The 22,485-nt window shown below is 67.6% G+C and carries 18 protein-coding genes and 1 tRNA gene; 16 read left to right on the top strand and 3 right to left on the bottom strand.

The window, feature by feature from the left end:
- The first annotated feature begins 23 nt into the window (after positions 1-23).
- Positions 24-1,166: an ATP-binding protein gene (locus tag B4589_RS13390; RefSeq protein ID WP_079234734.1), complete on the top strand. Its 1,143-nt coding sequence runs from the start codon at positions 24-26 to the stop codon at positions 1,164-1,166.
- Entirely contained in the window at positions 1,163-1,462 is a 300-nt protein-coding gene (locus tag B4589_RS13395) for a hypothetical protein (RefSeq protein WP_079234735.1), read from the top strand. The genes B4589_RS13390 and B4589_RS13395 overlap by 4 nt, the downstream gene beginning before the upstream one ends.
- Here the strand turns inward: B4589_RS13395 and folP are convergent, their stop codons facing one another.
- Positions 1,463-2,713 carry a dihydropteroate synthase gene (gene folP / locus B4589_RS13400; protein WP_079234736.1) on the bottom strand — a complete coding sequence of 417 codons (1,251 nt, stop codon included), beginning with the start codon at positions 2,711-2,713 and terminating at the stop codon, positions 1,463-1,465. It lies immediately after the preceding gene.
- Positions 2,714-2,839: 126 nt separating this feature from the next.
- On the opposite strand from folP, the gene B4589_RS13405 reads away from it, so the two are divergent.
- Both B4589_RS13405 and B4589_RS13410 read left to right on the top strand, forming a co-directional pair.
- A complete protein-coding gene (locus tag B4589_RS13405) occupies positions 2,840-4,375 on the top strand; it encodes a trehalose-6-phosphate synthase (RefSeq protein WP_217920466.1) in 1,536 nt (511 codons plus the stop codon).
- 186 nt (positions 4,376-4,561) lie between these two features.
- Positions 4,562-5,005, top strand: a complete 444-nt coding sequence (locus B4589_RS13410) for a VOC family protein (RefSeq protein WP_079234738.1) — start codon at positions 4,562-4,564, stop codon at positions 5,003-5,005.
- A gap of 1,416 nt (positions 5,006-6,421) precedes the next feature.
- Here the strand turns inward: B4589_RS13410 and B4589_RS13415 are convergent.
- Positions 6,422-6,494 (bottom strand) — tRNA-Asp (locus B4589_RS13415).
- Between the two features lie 233 nt (positions 6,495-6,727).
- On the opposite strand from B4589_RS13415, the gene B4589_RS13420 reads away from it, so the two are divergent.
- From B4589_RS13420 to B4589_RS13465, 10 genes are all read left to right on the top strand, one after another.
- On the top strand, positions 6,728-6,955 hold the full coding sequence (locus B4589_RS13420) for a DNA-directed RNA polymerase subunit H (protein ID WP_079234739.1): 228 nt from the start codon (positions 6,728-6,730) through the stop codon (positions 6,953-6,955).
- Positions 6,955-8,523, top strand: coding sequence for a DNA-directed RNA polymerase subunit B'' (locus tag B4589_RS13425; protein ID WP_079234740.1), 1,569 nt, complete (start codon positions 6,955-6,957; stop codon positions 8,521-8,523). The genes B4589_RS13420 and B4589_RS13425 overlap by 1 nt, the downstream gene beginning before the upstream one ends.
- Position 8,524: 1 nt before the next feature.
- Positions 8,525-10,357, top strand: a complete 1,833-nt coding sequence (gene rpoB, locus B4589_RS13430; RefSeq protein ID WP_079234741.1) for a DNA-directed RNA polymerase subunit B — start codon at positions 8,525-8,527, stop codon at positions 10,355-10,357.
- Positions 10,358-13,288: a DNA-directed RNA polymerase subunit A' gene (locus tag B4589_RS13435; protein ID WP_079234742.1), complete on the top strand. Its 2,931-nt coding sequence runs from the start codon at positions 10,358-10,360 to the stop codon at positions 13,286-13,288.
- On the top strand, positions 13,281-14,516 hold the full coding sequence (gene rpoA2 / locus B4589_RS13440) for a DNA-directed RNA polymerase subunit A'' (protein ID WP_079234743.1): 1,236 nt from the start codon (positions 13,281-13,283) through the stop codon (positions 14,514-14,516). Before B4589_RS13435 ends, rpoA2 begins: the two co-directional genes overlap by 8 nt.
- A gap of 67 nt (positions 14,517-14,583) precedes the next feature.
- Positions 14,584-15,006, top strand: a complete 423-nt coding sequence (locus B4589_RS13445; protein ID WP_079234744.1) for a NusA-like transcription termination signal-binding factor — start codon at positions 14,584-14,586, stop codon at positions 15,004-15,006.
- A gap of 104 nt (positions 15,007-15,110) precedes the next feature.
- Positions 15,111-15,539, top strand: coding sequence for a 30S ribosomal protein S12 (locus tag B4589_RS13450; protein WP_049979636.1), 429 nt, complete (start codon positions 15,111-15,113; stop codon positions 15,537-15,539).
- Positions 15,536-16,153 carry a 30S ribosomal protein S7 gene (locus B4589_RS13455; protein WP_079234745.1) on the top strand — a complete coding sequence of 206 codons (618 nt, stop codon included), beginning with the start codon at positions 15,536-15,538 and terminating at the stop codon, positions 16,151-16,153. The genes B4589_RS13450 and B4589_RS13455 overlap by 4 nt, the downstream gene beginning before the upstream one ends.
- A 98-nt stretch (positions 16,154-16,251) precedes the next feature.
- The gene (locus tag B4589_RS13460) at positions 16,252-17,466 is read left to right on the top strand and encodes an MFS transporter (protein ID WP_158081185.1); all 1,215 of its coding nucleotides are present in this window, start codon (positions 16,252-16,254) and stop codon (positions 17,464-17,466) included.
- A 36-nt stretch (positions 17,467-17,502) separates the two neighbouring features.
- On the top strand, positions 17,503-18,855 hold the full coding sequence (locus B4589_RS13465; protein WP_079234747.1) for a sorbosone dehydrogenase family protein: 1,353 nt from the start codon (positions 17,503-17,505) through the stop codon (positions 18,853-18,855).
- Here B4589_RS13465 and B4589_RS13470 read toward each other — a convergent pair.
- A complete protein-coding gene (locus tag B4589_RS13470; RefSeq protein ID WP_079234748.1) occupies positions 18,852-19,595 on the bottom strand; it encodes a DUF5781 family protein in 744 nt (247 codons plus the stop codon). The two genes, B4589_RS13465 and B4589_RS13470, sit on opposite strands and share 4 nt — an antisense overlap.
- Positions 19,596-19,732: 137 nt before the next feature.
- Here B4589_RS13470 and B4589_RS13475 point away from each other — a divergent pair, with 137 nt between their 5' ends.
- Both B4589_RS13475 and B4589_RS13480 read left to right on the top strand, forming a co-directional pair.
- Entirely contained in the window at positions 19,733-20,194 is a 462-nt protein-coding gene (locus B4589_RS13475) for a hypothetical protein (RefSeq protein ID WP_079234749.1), read from the top strand.
- Between the two features lie 99 nt (positions 20,195-20,293).
- The gene (locus B4589_RS13480) at positions 20,294-22,483 is read left to right on the top strand and encodes an elongation factor EF-2 (RefSeq protein WP_079234750.1); all 2,190 of its coding nucleotides are present in this window, start codon (positions 20,294-20,296) and stop codon (positions 22,481-22,483) included.
- Positions 22,484-22,485 lie beyond the last annotated feature (2 nt).

Consider the following 22,485-nt stretch of genomic DNA (forward strand, 5'->3'; position numbering starts at 1 on the left):
GCGATAGCGCGACCACCCTCGGTATGCACGTCGTCGGTCGTGAGACGGAAGGCGCGGACGGGAACGGAGCGGCGAGCGAGCAGCCACGGATGGCCGGCCGCCTCGGCCGCTATCTCGCCCGAGACGGGAGCCTCGGCGCTCCCGTGGGGATCGACATCGACCGCCCGCACGCGGGGATCGTCGTCGGCAAGCGCGGCGCCGGGAAATCACACACGCTCGGCGTGCTCGCGGAGGCCACCGCACGAGCGTCCGGCGTCGCGCCGGTCGTCGTCGACCCGATGGGCGCGTTCGCGGGGCTCGCCGCCGAGTCGGGCGCCGAGACCGCGGCTGTTCCGGCACGCGTGATCGAGGCGCCGACGATTCGGGCCGACGCGCTTCCCGCGGCGGAGTGGCCAGCGTTGGTGGGTCTCGACCCTGCGAGCGGTCCTGGCGGACTGATCTGGGAGGCCGCCGCCGCGGCGTCGACGCTCGCGGGGATGCTCGCCCAGACCCAGGACGCCGACTGTTCAGGCGAGGTCCGACGGATCGCGAGTAACCACCTCCGCCGGGCGCGGGAGTGGGACGTGTTCGACCCGGGCGGGCTCGACGCCGACGAGCTCCTCGGTCCGGCGGCGACCGTGCTCTCGCTGGCGGGCGTCGACGACGCGCCGACGAGCGCCGTCGTGACAGCGGTGGCCCGGCTGCTCTACGACGCTCGAACGGGTGACGCCCCGCCTGCCCGACTGCCGTGGCTGTTCGTCGACGAGGCGCACGTCGCCGTCGACGGCGTCGCGGGTGCAGCGCTCCGGACGCTTCTCACTCGCGGGCGCGCGCCGGGCGTCTCGCTCGTGCTGGCGACACAGCGACCCTCCGCGCTCCCGGCGGTCGCCGCCTCGCAGGCCGACCTGCTGATCGCCCACCGACTCACGAGCGAGGCCGATATCGACGCTCTCGCGGCTGCGAGTCCGACGTATCTCTCCGGGACGCTCGCGGGACGGCTCCCGAACGGGCGTGGCGAGGCGCTGCTGGTCGACGACGCGACGGAGTCGACACATACGGTGCGGATCCGCGAGCGCCACACCCCACACGGCGGCGACACCCCCCGGGCCAGCGAGGTAGCAGCGGGAGCGTCGGCCGGCGGTCGAAGGGAAAACGACAGGTACGAGCGCTCGAAGGGGGAGGTGTGAGCCGACCAGACGATCGGAGCGAGGAGCGGGCGTGGGACGACGGCGCGCCGACGTTCAAGCAACGCCTGCGGCTCGCGATCCGGCAGAGCCCGGTGCGGGGGCTGGTCATCGTCGGGCTGTTCCTGCTCTCGCTCGTGTTCCTCGTCGGCGGACTGCTCGAGTTCCGCGACGCGGTCTGGGGAGCGATCGTCGGTTTCACGTCGGCGCTTTCGGACGGGGACCCCACGGCGATACTGTCGGTCGTGGTGGTGCTGGTCGCCGTCGGCACCGTAACGCTGCTGCTGCGACGCGCCTGACTACAACCGTTCGCGGTCGATCGCCCCGCGGATCGCCGCGGTAAGCGTCTCCAGCCCGGCTGTTCCCGAAAGCTCCGGGAGCGCGTCCTCGTACGCTGCGACCGTTCCCGAGACGAACGTCCCCTCGCCCGCCGGCCGGTCGCCGTTCCCGCCCTCGGATTCGTCGCTCGCGGCGTCGACGTGGTCGTTCGGAACCGTCGCATCGGCGTCGCCAGCAGCGACGAGCAGGCCGTGTTCGCTGCCGATCTCCATGAGTTCCGCTCGGGCTTCGGCGGGGAAGCCGCCGGCCGCGAACGTCAGTGTCGTCGCCAGCGCCGGGTCGACACCGTCGTCCTCGCGGATGGTCGTGTTGCGTGCGACCTCGCGGGGCGTAACGCCGGTGAGTTCCGAGGCGGCAACATCAGCTTCGTCGTCGCCCCCGGAGCCCGTCTCGACCGCGCGCCGGTCGCCGAGGAAGTGGGCGACGGCAGCCACGTCTGCGGTTTCGGGCACGTCGTGGGTGCGGACGATGTCCGCGCCGCGTTCGACCTCCATCGTCGCCGCCGCGAGGCTGACCGCGAGCTGGTCCTCGGTCTCGGGCCGGTCGGCGATGTCGCCGAGGAAGTCCTCGCGGTTGGTCGCGGTCAGCATCGGCCGGTTGAACGCGCGGAACTCCCGGAGCCGGCGGAACATCTCCCAGTTGTCCTCGTACGTCTTCTCGTCGTACCAGCCACCGAAGGCGGGGTCGACGATCGTCTTCTCGGTGAAACCGCCCCGGGCCAGCGCGGCGAAACAGTCGTCGATGGAGCGGAGATGCCCCGGCAACTGGATGTCCGGCGGCGACGCCATCTTGACGACCGCGGCGTCGTGTTTCCGGCAGACGCCGGGCATCTCGGGATCCGCGAAGCCGCAGACGTCGTTCACCATGTCGAAGCCGCGGGCGAGCGCCTCGTCGGCGACCTCGGCGTAGCGCGTCTCGATCGACCAGACCGCGTCGCAGTCCGCGCGGTCGAGGACTTCGAGCGCGCGCTCGAGTCGTTCGAGTTCCGTATCGACAGCTTGCCACGGATTCTTCGGGTTCGAGGACTGCAGCCCGACGTCGATGATGTCGGCGCCCTCGGCGGCCATCCGCTCGGCGTGCTCGACCGCGCCCTCGACGTCGCCCCAGGTGCTGGGGTCGTAGTTCGACTCGACGCTCATGTTCAGCACGCCCATGATCCGCGGCGGGTGGCCGTCCCCGACCGGGAGGCCGGCGACGTCGACGGGGTTCATGGTTCCAGGTCCGGCGGCGCGGGCTAAAGCGTGCTGAAACCGGGTCCCGGGCCCGGGATGGTCGGGGTAGATCAACCGTCTGCCGGTCCCGATGGGTTCAACTCCGCCCGGCGACCACGACCGGGCGTGATCGACGACGCGCTCGGCGACCGCTCGCTCGTGGTCGTGTCGAACCGCGAGCCGTACGTCCACGAGTACGCCGACGGCGAGCCGACGGTCGAGCGCCCCGCGGGTGGGCTCGTCACGGCGCTCGACGGCGCCGTCGCCGAGACCGGCGGCACGTGGGTCGCGTGGGGGAGCGGCGACGCCGACTTCGACCCCGCAGTCGCGCCCGACGGCGAGGTCGAGATGCCGCCCGGCGCGGCCGACGGCGACGACCCGGGCTACACGCTCTCCCGGATCGACCTCCCCCGGCGGCTGGTCGAGAACTACTACTACGGCTACAGCAACCAGGTGCTCTGGCCGATCTGCCACCTCGAAGCCGATCCCGTGAACGTCGACCCCGAGTTCGCGCCGGCGTACCGCGAGGCCAACCGCCGGTTCGCCGAGCGCGCGGTCGACGCCGACCCGGACGTGGTCTGGTTCCAGGACTACCACCTCGCGCTGGCGCCGCGGTACGTCCGCGAGGCTCGCCCGGACGCGCGGCTGGTGCAGTTCTGGCACGTCCCGTGGCCGACGCCGGACTTTTTCGAGATCTGCCCGCAGGCGACCGAACTGCTCCGCGGCCTGCTCGGCAACGACGCGCTCGGGTTCCACCTCGACCGCTACGCCGCGAACTTCCGGGACTGTGTGGCCCGGTTCGTCCCCGACGCCGAGGTGACGGGATCGACGATCCGCTACGACGGCCGGACGATAGAGACGTACGCCTCACCCATCGGCGTCGACGTCGAACGCGTCGCCTCGAACGCCCGTAGCGACGCGGCGACCCACTACTGGGACCGAGTCACCGACCGCTACGACCTCGACCCCGACCGCCCGGTCGTACTGGGCGTCGACCGCCTCGACTACACGAAGGGCGTGGTGGAACGCCTCGACGCGCTCGCCCACCTGCTGGAGACGAACCCCGACCTCGCGGGCGAGTTCACCTACGTCCAGAAGGGCACTCGGACCCGCGAGGGGATTCCCGCCTACCGGCGCTACTACGACGAGGTGCGCGAGCGGATCGCCGCCCTCGATCAGGCGCACGGGACGGAGGACTGGACGCCCGCGGTGTATATCGAGGAGGAGATCGACGACCGCGAACTCGCGGGGCTGTACCGCCACGCCGACGTGGCGGTGGTGAGCTCCCGGCGCGACGGGATGAACCTCGTCGCCAAGGAGTTCGTCGCCGCACAGGGGCAGCCGGCGCCGACTGCCGGCCTCGCGCAGTCGAACGGCCGCGACGAGCCCGCCCGCGACAGGGTGCCGGGCGCGCTGGTGCTGAGTCGCTTCGTCGGCGCCGCCGAGTCGCTCTGTCCCGCGGCGCTGTCGGTGAACCCCTACGACGCGGCGGGGTTCGCCGAGACGATCCGCGAGGCGCTGGCGATGGACGAACCCGAGCGCCGCGAGCGGATGGCGTCGCTGCAAACGTCAGTGCAGGAGGAGGACATCGACGCGTGGCTCTCCGCGCAAGTGGACGTGCTGACGGACGGGAAGCAGGTGGTGGCGGCGGACGACGACTGAACCGCCGGAGAGGACCGCTCGATCGGCGGTCGGACAGGTAGCCGGATCGTTCGATACCGTGTAGATATCGTTGGGTTTCCCCAACCAACCGCCGAAAATGGGTCACTCTCGATCCGGTCGTCCTCGCAGCTTCAGCGTTTCAGTAGCAGGTTGGTTCAATAGAGTCGAACGTCTAGAGTGTATGATATGGAGACGCTACGTTTCGATCATGTAGGTGTTGTCGTCGATGACCTCGACGCCGTGGCCGCGTTCTTCCTCGACCTCGGATTCGAGCGCGAGGGCGGGGCGTCGGTCGAGGGCGAGACGGTCGATAAGATCAACGGACTCGACGGCGTCCGGGCGGAGGTGGTGATGATACGAGCGCCGGACGGCAGTGGCAGGCTCGAACTCGTCAAGTACCACGCGCCGATCGACGATGAGGGCGCACACCGCTTTCCTGCGAACCGGATGGGCTTCCGGCACATCGCCATTGAGGTCGATGGCCTCGATACGATCGTTGATAGACTACGAGACAACGGCTTTGACACCGTCGGCGAGGTTCGTGATTACGAGGGCATCTACCGACTCTGCTATGTCCGCGGTCCGGAGGGTTTGATCGTCGAACTCACCGAACAGCTCGACTCCTCATAACCGAACCGGCCTGTCCACCGGACACGTGCGGGATAGGAATGGTGAGTCCCTGTGTTAACTAAGCAATAGCTACCTGCCAGACGTTTCGCTTCCACCGCTGGGGAATCGAACACGGCTGCGAGGAGAGAACGATTTTCTGGCAGTCGTTCTCGGATCGCGGTTCCCTCGTCGTCATCAGAACGCAGCGCGTTCTGATTGGCTCACGAGAGCAAAGCTCTCGTGAACGCTGTCGCTCCTCACTCACTTGTTCGCGGAAGAAGCGCCCGGAGCGGGATTTGAACCACGGTCGGACGTGCTCGCTCACTTCGTTCGCTGCCCACGACCTCCCTGCTTCAAATCCCTTCGTCGGCGTTTCGTTGCGACCGGACTCGCGCCTCGCAAGCTCGGCGCTCGTCGGTTGGTCGCAACAGAAAGCGCCCGGAGCGGGATTTGAACCACGAGAACTCGCTACACTCGTTCTCTGGGTTCAGAATCCCTCGTGGTCGTTTCGCTGGACTCAGGGCTCGCTCGAAGCAAGCTTCTCGCTCGCCAGTTGAGTCCAGCAGAAGACGCCCGGAGCGGGATTTGAACCCGCGTCACAACCGTGACAGACGGCAGCTCACTTCGTTCGCTGTCGTCGGACTATGACGGCAACATCATCCGGGAGTCCGCAATTTCACCCGTGCTACCCCACACTAACCGCCAATCTGTCTTAAACCCTCGCCCCCCACCCACCAGTTATCCGCGCCACGGATTACACGTTGGCCGAAAAAATCCTCTGCCAGATAGTCTGATAAATTACACACCTTCGAGACCCAGTAGCAGAGGCCCTAATTCAGCGAGAAGGTGGTGGGTTCGGAAAAGGAGGCAATGGTAGATACAGGTGAACTACGGATTGATTCCTAGATGAGAAATCCAGTGAATATTATCATCAAACCGAGAACGACTCCGAATATTCCTATACCTCGTTGCACAAGTCCACCCTGCTCTGACAGCTCAGAATCCTCAAATCTGTGTTCAGCCCTTACATCAACCAATCTCTGAGGATGTACAATGCTATACCCCCCAAGTGCCGATAACCCAAGTCCGAGGGCGACAAGAAGGATATTCATTATTCTGGTTATCTCACCACAGATTGATAAAAATATCCGTCGATAGGTTCGCAACCCCACTTACCGGCTGTTTCACACCAGAATCAGGTGGTGAGAACTCGTCTCGGTGGGGCGAGTCGCTTTGGAAAGTATGCGGGACCATTCAGTATACCCGGTCAGGATTGTGACCTAAATGCGGCAAGAATGTGCCGTTCTTCACGGTCTCTACTCTCCGCACGCGTGAGCCGGAGTGAGGTCAACCCGAAATAATTGTGCTGGATCGTACGACCCCGGAAAGAGATAGTTTCTACCCAGAAATTCAGTAAAATGGACGTAGAAGCCTTGACGCCCGGAGCGGGATTTGAACCCGCGTCACAACCGTGACAGGGTTGTATGATGGGCCACTACACCATCCGGGCACGCTGCCTCGCTGCACTCAATCGTACTGCCGTTTGGTAGATAAGGCTTGTTATCCATCGGCGCCGTGTGATGGCCCGACGTAGCGGGGTGTTGCCCCTCTCGAGCGGCGGCGTCGACGCCCGGTCTGGGAACCGCTCGCGCACGCGCGACCTACATTTAGCAAGCGTTATGTGCCGCCGGCTAAAATACAGCCGTAGTATCTCGTGACCGATTCTCCCAACGCCCAACACCTATGGTAGACGTAAGCCAACACGAACTGGTTCCGGAGCACACGCTCCTCGACGAGCCCGAGGTCGAGGAGGTGCTGGAGGAGTACCAAGTGAAGAAGACCAACCTACCCAAGATCAAACGCAAGGACCCCGCCCTGCCGAAGGAGGCAGAGCCCGGCGACGTCGTCCGCATCGAGCGCGACTCGCGCACCACAGACACAGCCGTCGTTTACAGGCTGGTGGTCGAATAATGGATCGGGAGGATCGCCGCGCTGTCTCCCGGGAGTACTTCTCCCAGGAACGGCTGGCGGAGCACCACTTCCGATCGTTCAACAACTTCCTCGACCGCGGGATGCAGGACGTGGTCGACGAGAAGGAGACGATCGGCACCGACATCGGCGACAAGGAGGGCCAGGAGCCCGTCTGGGTCGAGCTCGGCGACGTGCGCATCCTGACGCCGCGTGTCCGGGAGGCCGACGGCTCCGAGGAGCTGCTCTACCCGCAGGAGGCCCGCCTGCGCAACATCACCTACGCCGCGCCGGTGTTCATGGAGATGTCCATCGTCCGGGGCGGCGAGGAGGAGCCCGAGGAAGTCGTCGACCAGACCGAGACCAAGGTCGGCCGGATGCCGATCATGGTCGGCTCGAACAAATGTAACATCGACGGGTTCTCCGACGAGGAGCTGATCGACATCGGCGAGGACCCCGTCGACCCCGGCGGCTACTTCATCGTCAACGGCTCCGAGCGCGTGCTGATGACCAGCGAGGACCTCGCGCCGAACAAGATCCTCGCGGAGCACGACACCAAGTACGGCGACGACATCCAGGTCGCCAAGACGTTCTCCCAGCGCCGTGGCTACCGCGCGCTCGTGCTGTGTGAGCGCAACCGCGAGGGGCTGCTCGAGGTCAGCTTCCCCTCCGTCTCCGGCTCGGTGCCGTTCGTGACGCTGGTCCGTGCGCTCGGCCTCGAATCGGACGAGGAGATCGTCCACCGCGTCTCGGAGGACCCCGAGATCGTGAAGTTCATGCTGGAGAACCTGGAGGAGGCCGACGTCCAGACCGAGGAGGGAGCGATCGAGACCCTCGGGAAGCGCGTCGCCTCCGGTCAGGGGAAGAACTACCAGCTCAAGCGGGCGAACTACGTGATCGACCGCTACCTCCTCCCCCACCTCCACGAGGAGGGCGTCGACGAGGAGGACGTCCGCATCAACAAGGCGTACTACCTCTGTCGGATGGCCGAGGCGTGTTTCGAGCTCGCGCTCGGGCGCCGCGACTCCGACGACAAGGACCACTACTCCAACAAGCGACTCAAGGTCAGCGGCGACCTGATGAAGGACCTGTTCCGGACCGCGCTGAACAAGCTCTCCCGGGACGTGAAGTACCAGCTCGAACGCGCCAACATGCGGAACCGCGACCTCAGCGTCAACACTGTGGTCCGGTCGGACGTGCTCACCGAACGGCTGGAGCACCCGATCGCCACGGGGAACTGGGTCGGCGGCCGCTCCGGCGTCTCCCAGCTGGTCGACCGCACCGACTACATGGGCGTGCTCAGCCACCTGCGACGGCTGCGCTCGCCGCTGAGTCGCTCCCAGCCCCACTTCGACGCGCGTGACCTCCACGCGACCCAGTGGGGCCGGATCTGCCCCTCCGAGACGCCGGAGGGGCCGAACTGCGGTCTGGTGAAGAACTTCGCCCAGGCGATGGAGCTCTCCCAGCACGTCGACGACGAGCGCGAACTGAAGCGCGAACTCGACGCGATGGGCGTGGAGGGTATCCCCGGTATCGAGGGCGTCGAACGAGCAACACCCGCGGACGACTGAGATGGCAGGAAAACAGGAACGACCTGCGAAGGTCTACGTGAACGGCAGCCTCGTCGGGACCCACCCGGATCCCGAGGAGCTGGCAGCACAGATCCGAGAGTCACGCCGTAACGGCGAAGTCAGCGAGATGGTCAACGTCGCGGTGAAAGAGCGCACCCGCGAAGTGATCGTCAACGCCGACTCCGGCCGTGCACGGCGCCCGCTGATCGTCGTCGACGACGGCGAGCCGCGGCTCACTGACGAGCATATCGAGGCCGTCGAGAACGACGAGCTCGAGTTCGAGGACCTCGTCGACCGCGGCATCATCGAGTTCATCGACGCCGAGGAGGAGGAGGACATCCTCGTCGCCGTCGACGAGGACGACATCACCGAGAACCACACCCACCTCGAGGTCGACCCGCAGCTGATCTTCGGGATCGGCGCGGGGATGATCCCCTACCCCGAGCACAACGCCTCGCCGCGTATCACGATGGGCGCGGGGATGATGAAGCAGTCGCTCGGGCTCCCGTCGGCGAACTACCGCATCCGGCCCGACACGCGCCAGCACCTCCTCCACTACCCGCAGCTCTCGATGGTCAAGACCCAGACCACCGAGCAGATCGGGTTCGACGAACGCCCCGCGGCCCAGAACTTCACGGTCGCGGTCATGTCCTACGAGGGGTTCAACATCGAGGACGCGCTGGTGATGAACCAGGGTTCGGTGGAGCGTGGTCTCGCCCGCTCGCACTTCTTCCGCACCTACGAGGGCGAGGAGCGACGCTACCCCGGCGGCCAGGAGGACCGCTTCGAGATCCCCTCCCAGGACGTCCGCGGCGCCCGCGGTGAGGACGCCTACACCCACCTCGACGAGGACGGGCTGGTCAACCCCGAGACGAAGGTCGACGAGAACTCGGTGCTGCTCGGGAAGACCTCGCCGCCCCGGTTCCTCGAGGAGCAGGAGGACCTCGGCGGCCTCTCGCCCCAGAAGCGCCGCGAGACCTCGGTCACGATGCGCTCCGGCGAGGACGGCATCGTCGACACGGTGACGCTGATGGAGGGCGAGGACGGCTCGAAGCTCTCGAAGGTCTCGGTGCGGGACGAACGGATCCCCGAGCTCGGGGACAAGTTCGCGTCCCGGCACGGCCAGAAGGGCGTCGTCGGCCACCTCGCACCCCAGGAGGACATGCCGTTCACCGAGGAGGGACTGATCCCCGACCTCGTGATGAACCCCCACGCGCTCCCCTCGCGGATGACCGTGGGCCACGTGCTGGAGATGCTCGGCGGCAAGGTCGGCTCGCTCGAGGGCCGCCGCGTCGACGGCACCGCGTTCCAGGGCGAGGACGAGGAGGAGCTCCGCGAGAGCCTCGAGGAGCGCGGCTTCAAGTCCTCGGGGAAGGAGGTCATGTACTCCGGCATAACCGGCGAGAAGATCGAGGCCGAGATCTTCGTCGGCACGATCTTCTACCACAAGCTGTACCACATGGTGAGCAACAAGCTGCACGCCCGCTCGCGCGGCCCCGTGCAGGTGCTCACCCGCCAGCCCACCGAGGGGCGCGCCCGCGAGGGTGGCCTCCGCGTGGGGGAGATGGAGCGTGAGGTACTGATCGGGCACGGCGCCGCGATGGCGCTGAAGGAACGCCTGCTCGACTCCTCGGACCGCGAGACGGTGTACATCTCGGAGGACACCGGGATGGTCGCGGTCGAGGACGTGGAGCAGCGCCGGGTGTACGACCCCATTACGAAAGACGAGGACAACATCCACGAGTTGGAGGTCAGCTACGCGTTCAAGCTGCTGCTCGACGAGATGAAAGCGCTCGGTATCCGACCCAAACTCGAACTGGAGGACGCAGTATAAATGTCAATCTCAGGCTCACCCAAGGAGATCGGCGAGATCAGCTTCGGCCTGATGGACCCGGAGACGTACCGGGACATGAGCGCCACGAAGGTGATCACCGCCGACACGTACGACGACGACGGCTACCCCATCGACATGGGGCTGATGGACCCCCGGCTGGGGGTTATCGACCCCGGGCTGGAGTGCCGGACCTGCGGGCAGCACTCCGGCTCGTGTAACGGCCACTTCGGACATATCGAGCTCGCGGCGCCGGTGATCCACGTCGGCTTCGCGAAGCTGATCCGCCGCCTGCTGCGTGGCACCTGTCGGGACTGCGGCCGGCTCTCGCTCACCGAGGACGAGCAGGCCGAGTTCGCCGACCGGCTCGAGCGCGCGAAGGAGCTGGACGACGACCCCGACGACGTGCTGAAGGCCGCCATCCGGCAGGCCCGGAAGACCTCGCGGTGTCCGTACTGCGGCGAGACCCAGTACGACATCAAACACGAGAAGCCGACGACCTACTACGAGGTCCAGGACGTCCTCGCCGCGGAGTACTCCGAGATCATCGCCGAGGCGATGCAGCCCGACGAGGACGAGGAGGACGACGCCGGCGTCGCGCCCCAGGAGCTCGCCGACGAGACCGGCATCGCGCTCGACCGGGTCAACGACATCCTCAGCGGCGAGTTCCGGCCGCGCGAGGAGGACCGCAAGGCGCTGGAGAAGGCGCTGGACGTCGACCTGACCGAGGAGGACGAGAACAAGCTGATGCCCAGCGACATCCGGGATTGGTTCGAGGACATCCCGGACGAGGACCTCGCGAACATCGGCGTCAACCCCGAGACCTCCCGGCCCGAGTGGATGATCCTGACGGTGCTGCCGGTGCCGCCGGTCACCACCCGCCCCTCGATCACGCTGGACAACGGCCAGCGCTCCGAGGACGACCTCACCCACAAGCTGGTCGACATCATCCGCATCAACCAGCGGTTCATGGAGAACCGCGAGGCGGGTGCGCCCCAGCTGATCATCGAGGACCTCTGGGAGCTGCTGCAGTACCACGTCACCACGTTCGTCGACAACGAGATCTCCGGCACGCCGCCGGCCCGGCACCGCTCCGGCCGGCCGCTGAAGACCCTCTCCCAGCGCCTGAAGGGGAAGGAGGGTCGCTTCCGTGGCTCGCTGTCCGGGAAGCGCGTGAACTTCTCGGCGCGAACCGTCATCTCACCGGACCCGACGCTGTCACTGAACGAGGTCGGCGTCCCCGAGCGCGTGGCTCGGGAGATGACCCAGACGATGAACGTCTCCGAGCGCAACCTTGAGGAGGCGCGCACGTACGTCCGGAACGGCCCCCAGGGCCACCCCGGCGCGAACTACGTCAAGCGGCCCGACGGCCGCCGGCTGAAGGTGACCGAGAAGAACTGCGAGGAGCTCGCCGAGAAGGTCGAGCCCGACTGGGAGGTCTCCCGCCACCTGACCGACGGCGACATCATCGTGTTCAACCGACAGCCGTCGCTGCACCGGATGTCGATCATGGCCCACGAGGTGGTCGTGATGCCGTACAAGACGTTCCGGCTGAACACGACGGTGTGTACGCCGTACAACGCCGACTTCGACGGCGACGAGATGAACATGCACGCGCTCCAGAACGAGGAGGCGCGTGCCGAGGCTCGCGTGCTGATGCGCGTCCAGGAGCAGATGCTCAGCCCGCGCTTCGGCGAGAACATCATCGGCGCCATCCAGGACCACGTCTCCGGCACGTATCTGCTGACCCGGAACAACCCCGAGTTCACCGAGAACCAGGCGCTGGACCTGCTGCGTGCGACCAGCGTCGACGAGCTGCCCGAGCCCGACGGCCAGGATGACGGCGAGCCCGTCTGGACCGGGCGCACCGTGTTCTCGGAGCTGCTCCCCGACGACCTCAACCTCGAGTTCCGCTCCGAGGCCGACGACGAGGTCGTGATCGAGGACGGCCAGCTCAAACAGGGCACCATCGACGAGGGCGCCATCGGCGCGTTCGGCGGCGACATCGTCGACACCATCACCAAGGAGTACTCGAAGACCCGCGCCCGCGTGTTCGTCAACGAGGTGGCGACGCTTGCGATGCGCTCGATCATGCACTTCGGGTTCTCGATCGGGATCGACGACGAGTCGATCCCGCCGGAGGCGGGCGAGCAGGTCGACGAGGCGATCGACGACGCCTACGAGCGCGTCGACGAGCTGATCGAGACGTACCGCGCGGGCGATCTGAACTCGATCCCCGGCCGCACCGTCGACGAGACGCTCGAGCTGAAGATCATGCAGACGCTCGGCAAGGCGCGTGACTCGGCGGAGGACATCGCCAGCGACCACTTCGCCGACGACAACCCCGCCATCGTGATGGCGAGCTCCGGCGCGCGTGGGTCGATGCTGAACCTGACCCAGATGGCCGCCACCGTCGGCCAGCAGTCCGTCAGTGGCGAACGCATCAACCGCGGGTACGAGGGCCGCACGCTCAGCCACTACGAGCGCGGCGACCTCGGCGCCAAACCCCACGGGTTCGTGGAGAACTCCTACCGCTCGGGGCTGACCCCGCGGGAGTTCTTCTTCCACGCCATGGGTGGCCGCGAGGGGCTGGTCGACACGGCAGTCCGGACGTCGAAGTCCGGCTACCTCCAGCGCCGGCTGATCAACGCGCTCTCCGAACTCGAGGCGCAGTACGACGGCACCGTGCGGGACACCTCCGGCACGGTCGTCCAGTTCGAGTTCGGCGAGGACGGCACCTCGCCGGTGAAAGTCGCTTCCGACGAGGACGACCCCGTCGACGTGGAGTCGATCACCCAGCGCGTGCTGGACAAGGAGTTCAGCAGCGAGGAGCAGAAGAAGCGGTTCCTGGGCGAGCGCAGCGAGACGACCAACCTCTCTGAGTACGCCGGTCCCGGCCTGAACAAGGCGGGCCAGGGGGTGACCGATGACTGACGCCGACGCGCTCCCCGAGAGCTTCGAGCATATCGACGAGTCGACCGAGACGCTCGTCGAGGAGACCGAGCTGCCGCGACGGCTGAAAGACCGCATCTACGGCGCCATCGAGGAGAACGAGGGCGCTACCCGCGAGGAGATCGAGGATATCGTGAAGGCGGTCGTTTCCCGCTACGAGGACACCCGGGTCGACGCGCTCGACCCCGTCGGGACGGTGTCGGCCCAGTCGATCGGCGAACCGGGCACCCAGCTGACGATGAACACGTTCCACTTTGCGGGCGTCGCGGAGATCGACGTGACACAGGGGCTGCCCCGGCTGATCGAGCTCGTCGACGCCCGGAAAACGCCGGACACGCCGACGATGACGGTCCACTTGGAGGAGGAGTACGCAACCGACCGCGACAAGGCCCGCGAGGTCGTCTGGCAGATCGAGGCGACGAAGATCCTTGCGCTGGGGAACGTCTCGACCAACGTCGCGGACATGCAGGTCACGATCGACCTGAACGAGGACACGCTCCAGAAGCGCTGGCCGACGTACGACGACGTCGGCGAGGTCGCCGGCGAGATCCAGGAGACGATCGAGAGCGAGCTCAAAGTCGCGACCAAGCGCAAGGGGACGAAGATCGCGTTCGGCCCCGAGCAGCCCAGCTACCGCGAGCTGCTCCAGCTGGTCGAGGAGCTCCGCGAGGTCGTGTTCAAGGGGATCGAGGAGATCTCCCGGGTCGTGATCCGCAAGGAGGAGGTCGACGACGGCGACGAGGAGTTCGTCCTCTACACCGAGGGGTCGGCGTTCGGCGACGTCCTCGAGATCGAGGGGGTCGACGTCACCCGCTCGACGTGTAACAACATCCACGAGATCAACGAGGAGCTCGGGATCGAGGCCGCCCGCGAGACGATCATCAACGAGACCCACGACACGCTGGCCGAGCAGGGGCTCGACGACGTGAACGTCCGGCACCTGATGCTGGTGGCGGACATCATGACCAACCGCGGCACCATCGAGTCGATCGGCCGCCACGGGATCTCGGGGTCGAAGGACTCCGTGCTCGCTCGCGCGGCGTTCGAGGTGACGGTGAACCACCTGCTCGACGCCGCGATCCACGGCGAGGTCGACGATCTCGACGGCGTGATCGAGAACGTGATCGTCGGGAAGCCGGTGTCGATCGGTACCGGCGACGTCGACCTCCGGATGGGCGCCGGCGGCGCCGCGAACTCCGCCGACGACTGATGGGCCGACCGCGCTCCCAGCCGCCGGCGACCCACCGTCGCGGCCTCCCGCGCTCGGAGGTCGGTCGATGAGCCTGACGCTGTCGGACGAGGCGCGCCGACACATCGCCGCGTTCGCCGACGTGGCCGACGTGACGCCGGTGGACTGTCTGGTCGAGGACGACCGCGCGGTGTTCGTGATCCCCGCCGGCGAGATGGGGACGGCGATCGGGCCGGACGGCGAGACCGTCGAGGCCGTCGAGGCGCAGCTGGGCACCCGCGTCGACCTCGTCGAGGACGCCGACGACCCAGCCGCGTTCGTCGCGAACTGCCTCGCGCCCGCGGCCGTGCGCAACGTCACCCTGTCGACCCAGGGCGGCAGCACCGTCGCGTACGTCGAGGTGCCACAGGGCGACCGCGGGGTCGCCATCGGCGCCGGCGGCGAGTCGATCGAGGCGGCACGGGAGCTCGCTGCGCGGCACTTCGACATCGAGGACGTCCAGCTGGCGTAGCCGGGACGGGCGCAGATCGGAGTAGCGCCACCTCTAACGCGTTCTCGCCCCGTCTCTTCTCGCCGAAAGGGGACGCTTAAGTGGCTCCGTCGAAGAGTGAGGGTATGGCGAACGGCAAGTACGCCGCGCGCAAACTCAAGAAGGACCGCCAGAAGCGGCGGTGGTCCGACTCCGAGTACGCGCGCCGGGAACGCGGACTCAAGGAGAAATCCGACCCGCTCGAGGGCGCCCCGCAGGGTCGCGGGATCGTGCTCGAGAAGGTCGGCATCGAAGCGAAACAGCCCAACTCGGCGATCCGGAAATGTGTCCGGGTCCAGCTCATCAAGAACGGGAAGCAGGTCACCGCGTTCTGTCCCGGTGACGGCGCGATCTCGTTCATCGACGAGCACGACGAGGTCACCATCGCCGGCATCGGCGGCTCGAAGGGTCGCGCGATGGGTGACATCTCCGGCGTCAACTACAAGGTCGAGAAGGTCAACGGCGTGTCGCTGATCGAACTGGTTCGCGGGAACGCGGAGAAGCCAGTCAGATGAGCGAGGAAGAAGCCGCCGAGGCCGAGGAGGCCGAGGCAGAGACCGAGGAGTCCTCGGCCGGCGCGGACCTGTTCGGCGTCTGGGACGTCTCCGACATGGAGTACTCCGACCCCTCGACCCAGCGCTACCTCAACGTGACGCCCGTCGCCCACACGATGGGTCGGCACGCGAGCAAGCAGTTCGAGAAGTCCGAGATCAGCGTGGTCGAGCGACTGATCAACCGGCTGATGCAGACCGAGGACAACACCGGTCACAAACAGAAGACGACCCGCATCGTGCGGGACGCCTTCGAGATCGTCCACGAGCGGACCGAGGAGAACCCCGCGCAGGTGCTGGTCGAGGCCGTCGAGAACGCGGCCCCGCGCGAGGAGACCGTCCGCCTGAAGTACGGCGGGATCTCGGTCCCGAAAGCCGTCGACGTGGCGCCCCAGCGCCGCGTCGACCAGGGGCTGAAGTTCATCGCGCAGGGCACGCTCAACGCCTCGCGCAACACGACGACGCCGGCCGCGGAAGCGCTGGCCCAGCAGCTGATCGGCGCCGCCGACTACGACGTGAACGTCTACCCGATCTCCCAGAAGGAGGAGACCGAGCGCGTCGCGGCCGCGGCCCGCTAACGTCCGCGATTTCCCTTTCGTTTTTCGAGCCGGGATAGCCCGGGCTCCACACCGGAGTGCGGTGCGTTTTTGCGCCACGCGTGTCGAGCCCACGAGTCGTGCCCTCCACCGTCGTTCGGAAGTTCTACCTGTTACAGGCGACCCGGTCGGTCGGGTTCATCTCCCCGATCTTCACGCTGTTTCTCCTCCGTGACCTCTCGTTCACCGTCGTCGGGTCGCTGAGTGCGCTGTCGGCCGCGGTCGTCGTCCTCGGCGAGGTGCCGACGGGGTACGTCGGCGACCGGCTGGGTCGGCGGACGAGCATCGGGCTCAGTATCGGACTGAAGGCGGCCTCGCTGCTGGGGTTCGTGTTCGCCCAGTCGGCCGTGGGCTACGCGGTGTTGTACGTCCCGTGGGCGCTGGGGCTGACGTTCGCCTCGGGTAGCGTCGACGCGTGGCTCTACGACACGCTCAGCGAACGGCTCGACGCCGGCGAGTTCACCCGCATCCGGGGCCGAGGTGAGGCGGTGATGGCGTGGAGTTCGGTCGTCACTGCGGTCGGCGGTGGGGCGCTCTACGGCGTCGACCCGACGTGGCCGTTCCTCGCCAGCGTCGGCCTGAACCTCCTCGGGCTGGCGGCGCTGGCCTCGCTGCCGAAGAACCGGGCCTACCGCGACGGTGAGGGTGGCGGTCCGACTGCGGCGGAGACGTTCGGGGTGCTCCGGCGGGCCGTCGCCCGCCCGTCGCTCCGGTCGTTCGCGCTCTACGCCGGCCTCTTTTTCGCGGTGCTGAGCGCGTCGACGACGTACGTGCAGCCGATCGCGGAGTCGATGTTGGAGACCACGATCCCGGGGGACCTCCCCGTCGGGCTCTCGCTGGGGCTGTTGTACGCGAGCTTCAGCGGTATCACCGCGGTCGCGAGCGGGCGGGCTGGGGCGATCGAGGACCGGCTGGGGACGCGACGCCTCCTGATCGTCGTGCCCGTGCTCACGAGCGGGCTGCTCGTGCTCCCCCGGCTAGCGCTGATCGCCGCGCTCCCGATGTTCGTCGCCCAGCGTGGCTCCCGAGCGTTGTTGCTCCCGGTCGTCAACGGCCGCGTGAGCGAAGCCGTCGACGACGCCGGCCGGGCAACGGCAGTCTCGGCGGTGTCGCTGCTGACCAAGCTGTACAAACTCCCGCTGGCGGTCGGGGCGGGCGTCCTCGCGGACGCGCTGGGCGAGACCAGCGCCGTCGCCGCGCTCGGGGGCGTGTTCCTCCTCGTCGCCGCCGCGTCCACGGTCGCCCGGCCGCTTCGACTCCTCGACGACGGCGCCGATCAGGGGGGCGCCGCCTGACAGAAAGCCTTTGGTCGACGGTGGCGACTACCTGATGTGGACCCCGACACGCTCTCCCGCCGAACGGTACTTGCCCTCTCGGCCGTCGGGCTGGCCGGCTGCAGCGCCCCCGACGAGCCGACCGAGACAGACACCGGCAGCGACCCCTCCGACCCGTCCAGCTACGACCCCAGCCTCGACCACGACGAGACGGCGTGGGACGGCTACGACCCGGAGTGGTCGGCGCCGACGAGCGCCGCCGAGACCGAACTGGAGACCGAGGTGCTCGCCGAGACGCTGGAGATCCCGTGGGATCTCTCCTTCACCGGGAACGGCGAACTGTTCCTGACCGAGCGAACCGGCGACGTGCTGCGCTACGCCGACGGCGAGACGACGACCCTGTTCGAGCCCGAAGACGCCATCCCCGCCGGCTCCGTCGAACCCGGCAGCGACGAGGACAGCTGGTTCGTCGACGGCGGCGAGGGCGGGACGATGGGCGTCGAAGCCCACCCGAACTACCCCGACGTGCCGCTGGTGTACGTTTACTACACCGCGACGACCGACGAGGAGCCCGTGGTCCGGCTCGCGGCGTTCGAACCCGACAGCGAGAACCCCGGCCAGCCGGTCTCCGTGCTCGCGGAGTCGCCCGCCAGAGCCGGCACCAGAACGAACATCCACAACGGGGGCCGGCTACGGTTCGGCCCCGCGAACTACCTCTGGGTGACGACCGGCGACGCCGGCAACGGCGAACTCGCTGCCGACCCCGACTCGCTGGCGGGCAAAGTGCTGCGGATGACGCCCGACGGCGAAGGGGCTCCAGGCAACGAGAGCATCGGCGACCCCCGCATCTTCACGATGGGCCACCGGAACGTGCAGGGGCTGAGCTGGCTCCCCGACGCGACGCCGGTCGCCGACGAGCACGGCCCCGGGCCGGACGAAGTGAACGTGCTCGAGGCCGGCGCGAACTACGGCTGGCCCGACGCGCGCCGCCCCGACGAGTACCAGGGGACCGACTACCACCGACCGGTCGCGAGTTCGGCGCTCGTCGAGGCGACGTGGGCGCCCTCCGGCTCCTCGTTCTACCGTGGCGAGGCGGCGCCGACGCTGCAGAACCGGCTGCTCGTGGGGGCGCTGATCAATCAGCGACTCAAGGCGTTCACGCTGACCCCGGAGGGCGAGGAGCTGCCCGCCCTCGGCGAGACCGGGAAGCGCCACGAGGCCGACTGGCTGGACGACGAGTACACCGTGACCAGCCACGACCTGCTCGTGAACGAGCTCGGGCGCATCCGGCACGTCGAGGAGGGGCCCGACGGCGCGCTGTACGCGATCACCTCCAACCGCGACGGGCGGGCGAACGAGCCGTTCCCGCGGGAGATCGACGACGTGCTGGTGCGGATCACCGAGGCCTAGTCGGCGCCCGCGGCGACGTAATCCCGGGTCACGTCGACCAGCGCCTTCCGGTACTCGCTCTCGGAGGGGTCGGCCGCGAGCGAGCGGAACGCCTCGGCGAACGTCTCGAGGCCGATCTCCGGCGCGTCGTCGGCGGCCGCGTGCGCGAGGTCGTAGATCCGGTGGTCGGGGCCGACGAGGTCGTGGCGTTCGACCAGCGCGAGCGCGAAGGCGGCGTTGACCGCCGTGATCTCCGGATCCGCGCCCGGGGTCGCGAGCTGCCAGCCGGCCGGCGCCGCGGGCGGTCGGTCGGCGACGGCGTCGGCCAGCCGGGACTCGAGGAACGTGACGAGCTTCCCGCCCGGCGCGACCGAGAGCGTGATGTCGTCGGCGTAGATGTCCTTCATGTGGTTGGCGAGCTGGTGGACGTGGGCCAGCTTGCGCTGTTCGACGCTCTCGCCCGCCAGTGCGAGGAAGATCGCCTCCCGCGTCGACTGGTGGTGGGAGGGGTGCTGTTGCTCGTAGCGGGCCATGTGGGAGAGCTCGTGCAGCGCCAGCTCCCGCGCCATCGCGCTCGTGGCGGCCTGTCGGGAGATGTTGAGCACGTGACGGTCCTCGTAGTGGCCCGCCCAGGTGCGCTCGTCCGGATCGTCGCGCACGCGGACGTGGACGGGGAGTTCGATCTCGCTCTCGGTCTCTAAGAGGTCTGCTGCGCCGAGGAACGGCTCCGCGGGGCCGTTGTCGGGGAGTCGTATATCCATGTGTGTCAGTACCACGGGGTAGAGGGGGAAGACGATTGTGGTGAGGGAGATCGCCGCGCGGGTAGGATCGAACTACGACTCTTCGGGCGACGCCGGCCGGGGAGTAGCCTTATTCAGCCGGCGAGCCACTACCACCCATGCGCGATGCGATCGCCAGGTTCGACGACGCCGTTCGTGCGGTCGGCGACCCCGAGGAGCCGTCGCCGCCGCTGACGCTCCGGGCGGCCTGTTCGTACCTGTTCCGGCGGGCGGTCCCGGCGCTGGTGCCGGTCGCGGTCGCCGTCGTCGGGCAGTTCCTCTTCACGAACCCCACGAGCGGGCTGTTGACGTTTGGCGGTGTCGCTGCCGCGATGGTCGGCGGCGTCGCGGGCGCCGCGCTGGCGCTGGACCGACGGATCACGGCGCTTGTGGCCGCTGTGGGGAGCGCCGCGCTGTTGGTCGGCCTCCCGTTCGCGATCGCGGGCAGCGGCGACCTGTTCGCGGTCCAGACCGGACTGTTCGGCGTGGTGACGCTGTTCGTCGCGGCGGTCTGCTACGCCGAGACGGCCGGGCTCTCCCGGGCTGCCGGGACGGCCGATACCGCGGCGACAGGGGAGTAACGAAATCGCCCGCTGTGGCGGCCACAGCGGCGTGTGCCGGTGGCACACCCGCTCCGTGAAACACTACCCTTTTGACCCCGCCACGGGTAGCCCACGCCAATGGGCCGACGTAAGAAAATCGTCCAAGAGTGTGAGCGGCTGATGGACACGCCGGAGAACATCCGGAACATCGCCATCGCCGCACACGTCGACCACGGGAAGACGACCCTTTCGGACAACCTCCTCGCCGGCGCGGGGATGATCTCCGAGGGGACGGCAGGCGAGCAGCTCGCGATGGACACCAAGGAGGACGAGCAGGAGCGTGGGATCACCATCGACGCGGCGAACGTCTCGATGACCCACGAGTACGAGGACACCAACCACCTCATCAACCTGATCGACACCCCCGGCCACGTCGACTTCGGTGGCGACGTGACCCGGGCGATGCGTGCCGTCGACGGCGCGCTGGTGGTCGTCGACGCCGTCGAGGGCGCGATGCCCCAGACGGAGACGGTGCTCCGACAGGCGCTGCGGGAGGGCGTGAAGCCGACCCTGTTCATCAACAAGGTCGACCGCCTGATCTCCGAGCTCCAGGAAGGGGAGGAGGAGATGCAGGAGCGACTGCTCGGCGTCATCGCGGACGTGAACGAGCTGATCCGCGGGATGATCGAGGAGATGGACGACATCGACGACGACTGGACGGTCTCCGTCGAGGACGGCACCGTCGGGTTCGGCTCCGCGCTGTACAAGTGGGGCGTCTCGATGCCGTCGATGCAGCGCACCGGCATCTCCTTCGAGGACATTATCGAGATGGAGCGCAACGACAAGCGCGACGAGCTCCACGAGCGCTCGCCACTGTCGGACGTCGTGCTCGACATGGTCTGTGAGCACTTCCCCAACCCCGTCGACGCGCAGCCCCACCGTGTCCCGCGCATCTGGCGTGGCGACTCCGAGTCCGAGCTGGCCGAGGACATGCGGCTGGTCAACGAGGACGGCGAGGTCGTGTTCATGGTGACCGACATCTCGATGGACCCCCATGCCGGCGAGATCGCCACGGGGCGTGTGTTCTCCGGCACCCTGGAGAAGGGCCAGGACCTGTTCGTCTCCGGCACCGCCGGGAAGAACCGGATACAGTCCGTCGGGCTGTTCATGGGGAGCGAGCGCGAGGAAGTGGATCGCGTGCCCGCGGGGAACATCGCCTCCGTCACCGGGCTGCGCGACGCTATCGCCGGCTCGACGGTCTCCTCCGCCGAGATGACACCGTTCGAGTCGATCGAACACATCTCGGAGCCGGTGATCACGAAGTCCGTCGAGGCCCAAACCATGGACGACCTGCCGAAGCTGATCGAGACGCTCCAGCAGGTCGCCAAGGAGGACCCGACGATCCAGATCGAGATCAACGAGGACACCGGCGAGCACCTGATCAGCGGGCAGGGCGAGCTCCACCTCGAAGTGATCACCCAGCGCATCGAGAAGGAGCAGGGGATCCCGGTCAACACCGGTGAGCCGATCGTCGTGTTCCGGGAGCAGCCTCAGGAGGACTCCCGGGAGGTCGAGGGCGTCTCGCCCAACCGCCACAACAAGTTCTACATCTCCATCCACCCGATGGATCAGGAGATCGTCGATGCCATCAAGCTGGGCGATGTCTCCATGGACATGCCCGAACTGGAGCGCCGCGAGGCGCTGCAGGACGCCGGCATGGACAAGGACACCTCCCAGAACGTGGAGACCATCCACGGCACCAACATCCTCATCGACGACACGAAGGGGATCCAGCACCTGAACGAGACGATGGAGCTGGTGGTCGAGGGGCTGCAGGAGGCGCTCGACGACGGGCCGCTGGCCGCAGAACCCGTGCAGGGGACGCTGCTCCGCCTGCACGACGCCCGGCTCCACGAGGACACCATCCACCGCGGTCCCGCGCAGGTCATCCCCGCCGTCCGTGAGGCGGTCCACCACGCGCTGATCGACGGCGAGATCCGGCTGCTGGAGCCGATCCAGAACGTCCGGATCGACGTGCCCAGCGAGCACATGGGTGCCGCCTCCGGCGAGATCCAGGGCCGCCGTGGCCGCGTCGACGACATGTACCAGGAGGGCGGCCTGATGGTCGTCGAGGGCGTCGCGCCGGTCGAGGAGATGATCGGCTTCTCCAGCGACATCCGGAGCGCGACCGAGGGTCGTGCGTCCTGGAACACCGAGAACGCCGGCTTCCGCGTGATGGCCGACAACCTCCAGCGCGAGCAGATCATGGAGATCCGCGAGCGCAAGGGGATGAAGCTCGAGCTCCCCGAGTCGGTCGACTACATCTAACG

Source organism: Halolamina sp. CBA1230 (assembly GCF_002025255.2).
Taxonomy (GTDB): domain Archaea; phylum Halobacteriota; class Halobacteria; order Halobacteriales; family Haloferacaceae; genus Halolamina.

Coding starts and splice junctions, on each gene's coding strand:
- B4589_RS13425 (WP_079234740.1), top strand. CDS start 6,955: ATGGATCGGGAGGATCGCCGCGCTGTCTCCCGGGAGTACTTCTCCCAG.
- B4589_RS13470 (WP_079234748.1), bottom strand. CDS start 19,595: ATGGATATACGACTCCCCGACAACGGCCCCGCGGAGCCGTTCCTCGGC.
- B4589_RS13435 (WP_079234742.1), top strand. CDS start 10,358: ATGTCAATCTCAGGCTCACCCAAGGAGATCGGCGAGATCAGCTTCGGC.
- rpoA2 (WP_079234743.1), top strand. CDS start 13,281: ATGACTGACGCCGACGCGCTCCCCGAGAGCTTCGAGCATATCGACGAG.
- rpoB (WP_079234741.1), top strand. CDS start 8,525: ATGGCAGGAAAACAGGAACGACCTGCGAAGGTCTACGTGAACGGCAGC.
- B4589_RS13410 (WP_079234738.1), top strand. CDS start 4,562: ATGGAGACGCTACGTTTCGATCATGTAGGTGTTGTCGTCGATGACCTC.
- B4589_RS13420 (WP_079234739.1), top strand. CDS start 6,728: ATGGTAGACGTAAGCCAACACGAACTGGTTCCGGAGCACACGCTCCTC.
- B4589_RS13480 (WP_079234750.1), top strand. CDS start 20,294: ATGGGCCGACGTAAGAAAATCGTCCAAGAGTGTGAGCGGCTGATGGAC.
- B4589_RS13455 (WP_079234745.1), top strand. CDS start 15,536: ATGAGCGAGGAAGAAGCCGCCGAGGCCGAGGAGGCCGAGGCAGAGACC.
- folP (WP_079234736.1), bottom strand. CDS start 2,713: ATGAACCCCGTCGACGTCGCCGGCCTCCCGGTCGGGGACGGCCACCCG.
- B4589_RS13475 (WP_079234749.1), top strand. CDS start 19,733: ATGCGCGATGCGATCGCCAGGTTCGACGACGCCGTTCGTGCGGTCGGC.
- B4589_RS13450 (WP_049979636.1), top strand. CDS start 15,111: ATGGCGAACGGCAAGTACGCCGCGCGCAAACTCAAGAAGGACCGCCAG.
- B4589_RS13390 (WP_079234734.1), top strand. CDS start 24: ATGCACGTCGTCGGTCGTGAGACGGAAGGCGCGGACGGGAACGGAGCG.
- B4589_RS13445 (WP_079234744.1), top strand. CDS start 14,584: ATGAGCCTGACGCTGTCGGACGAGGCGCGCCGACACATCGCCGCGTTC.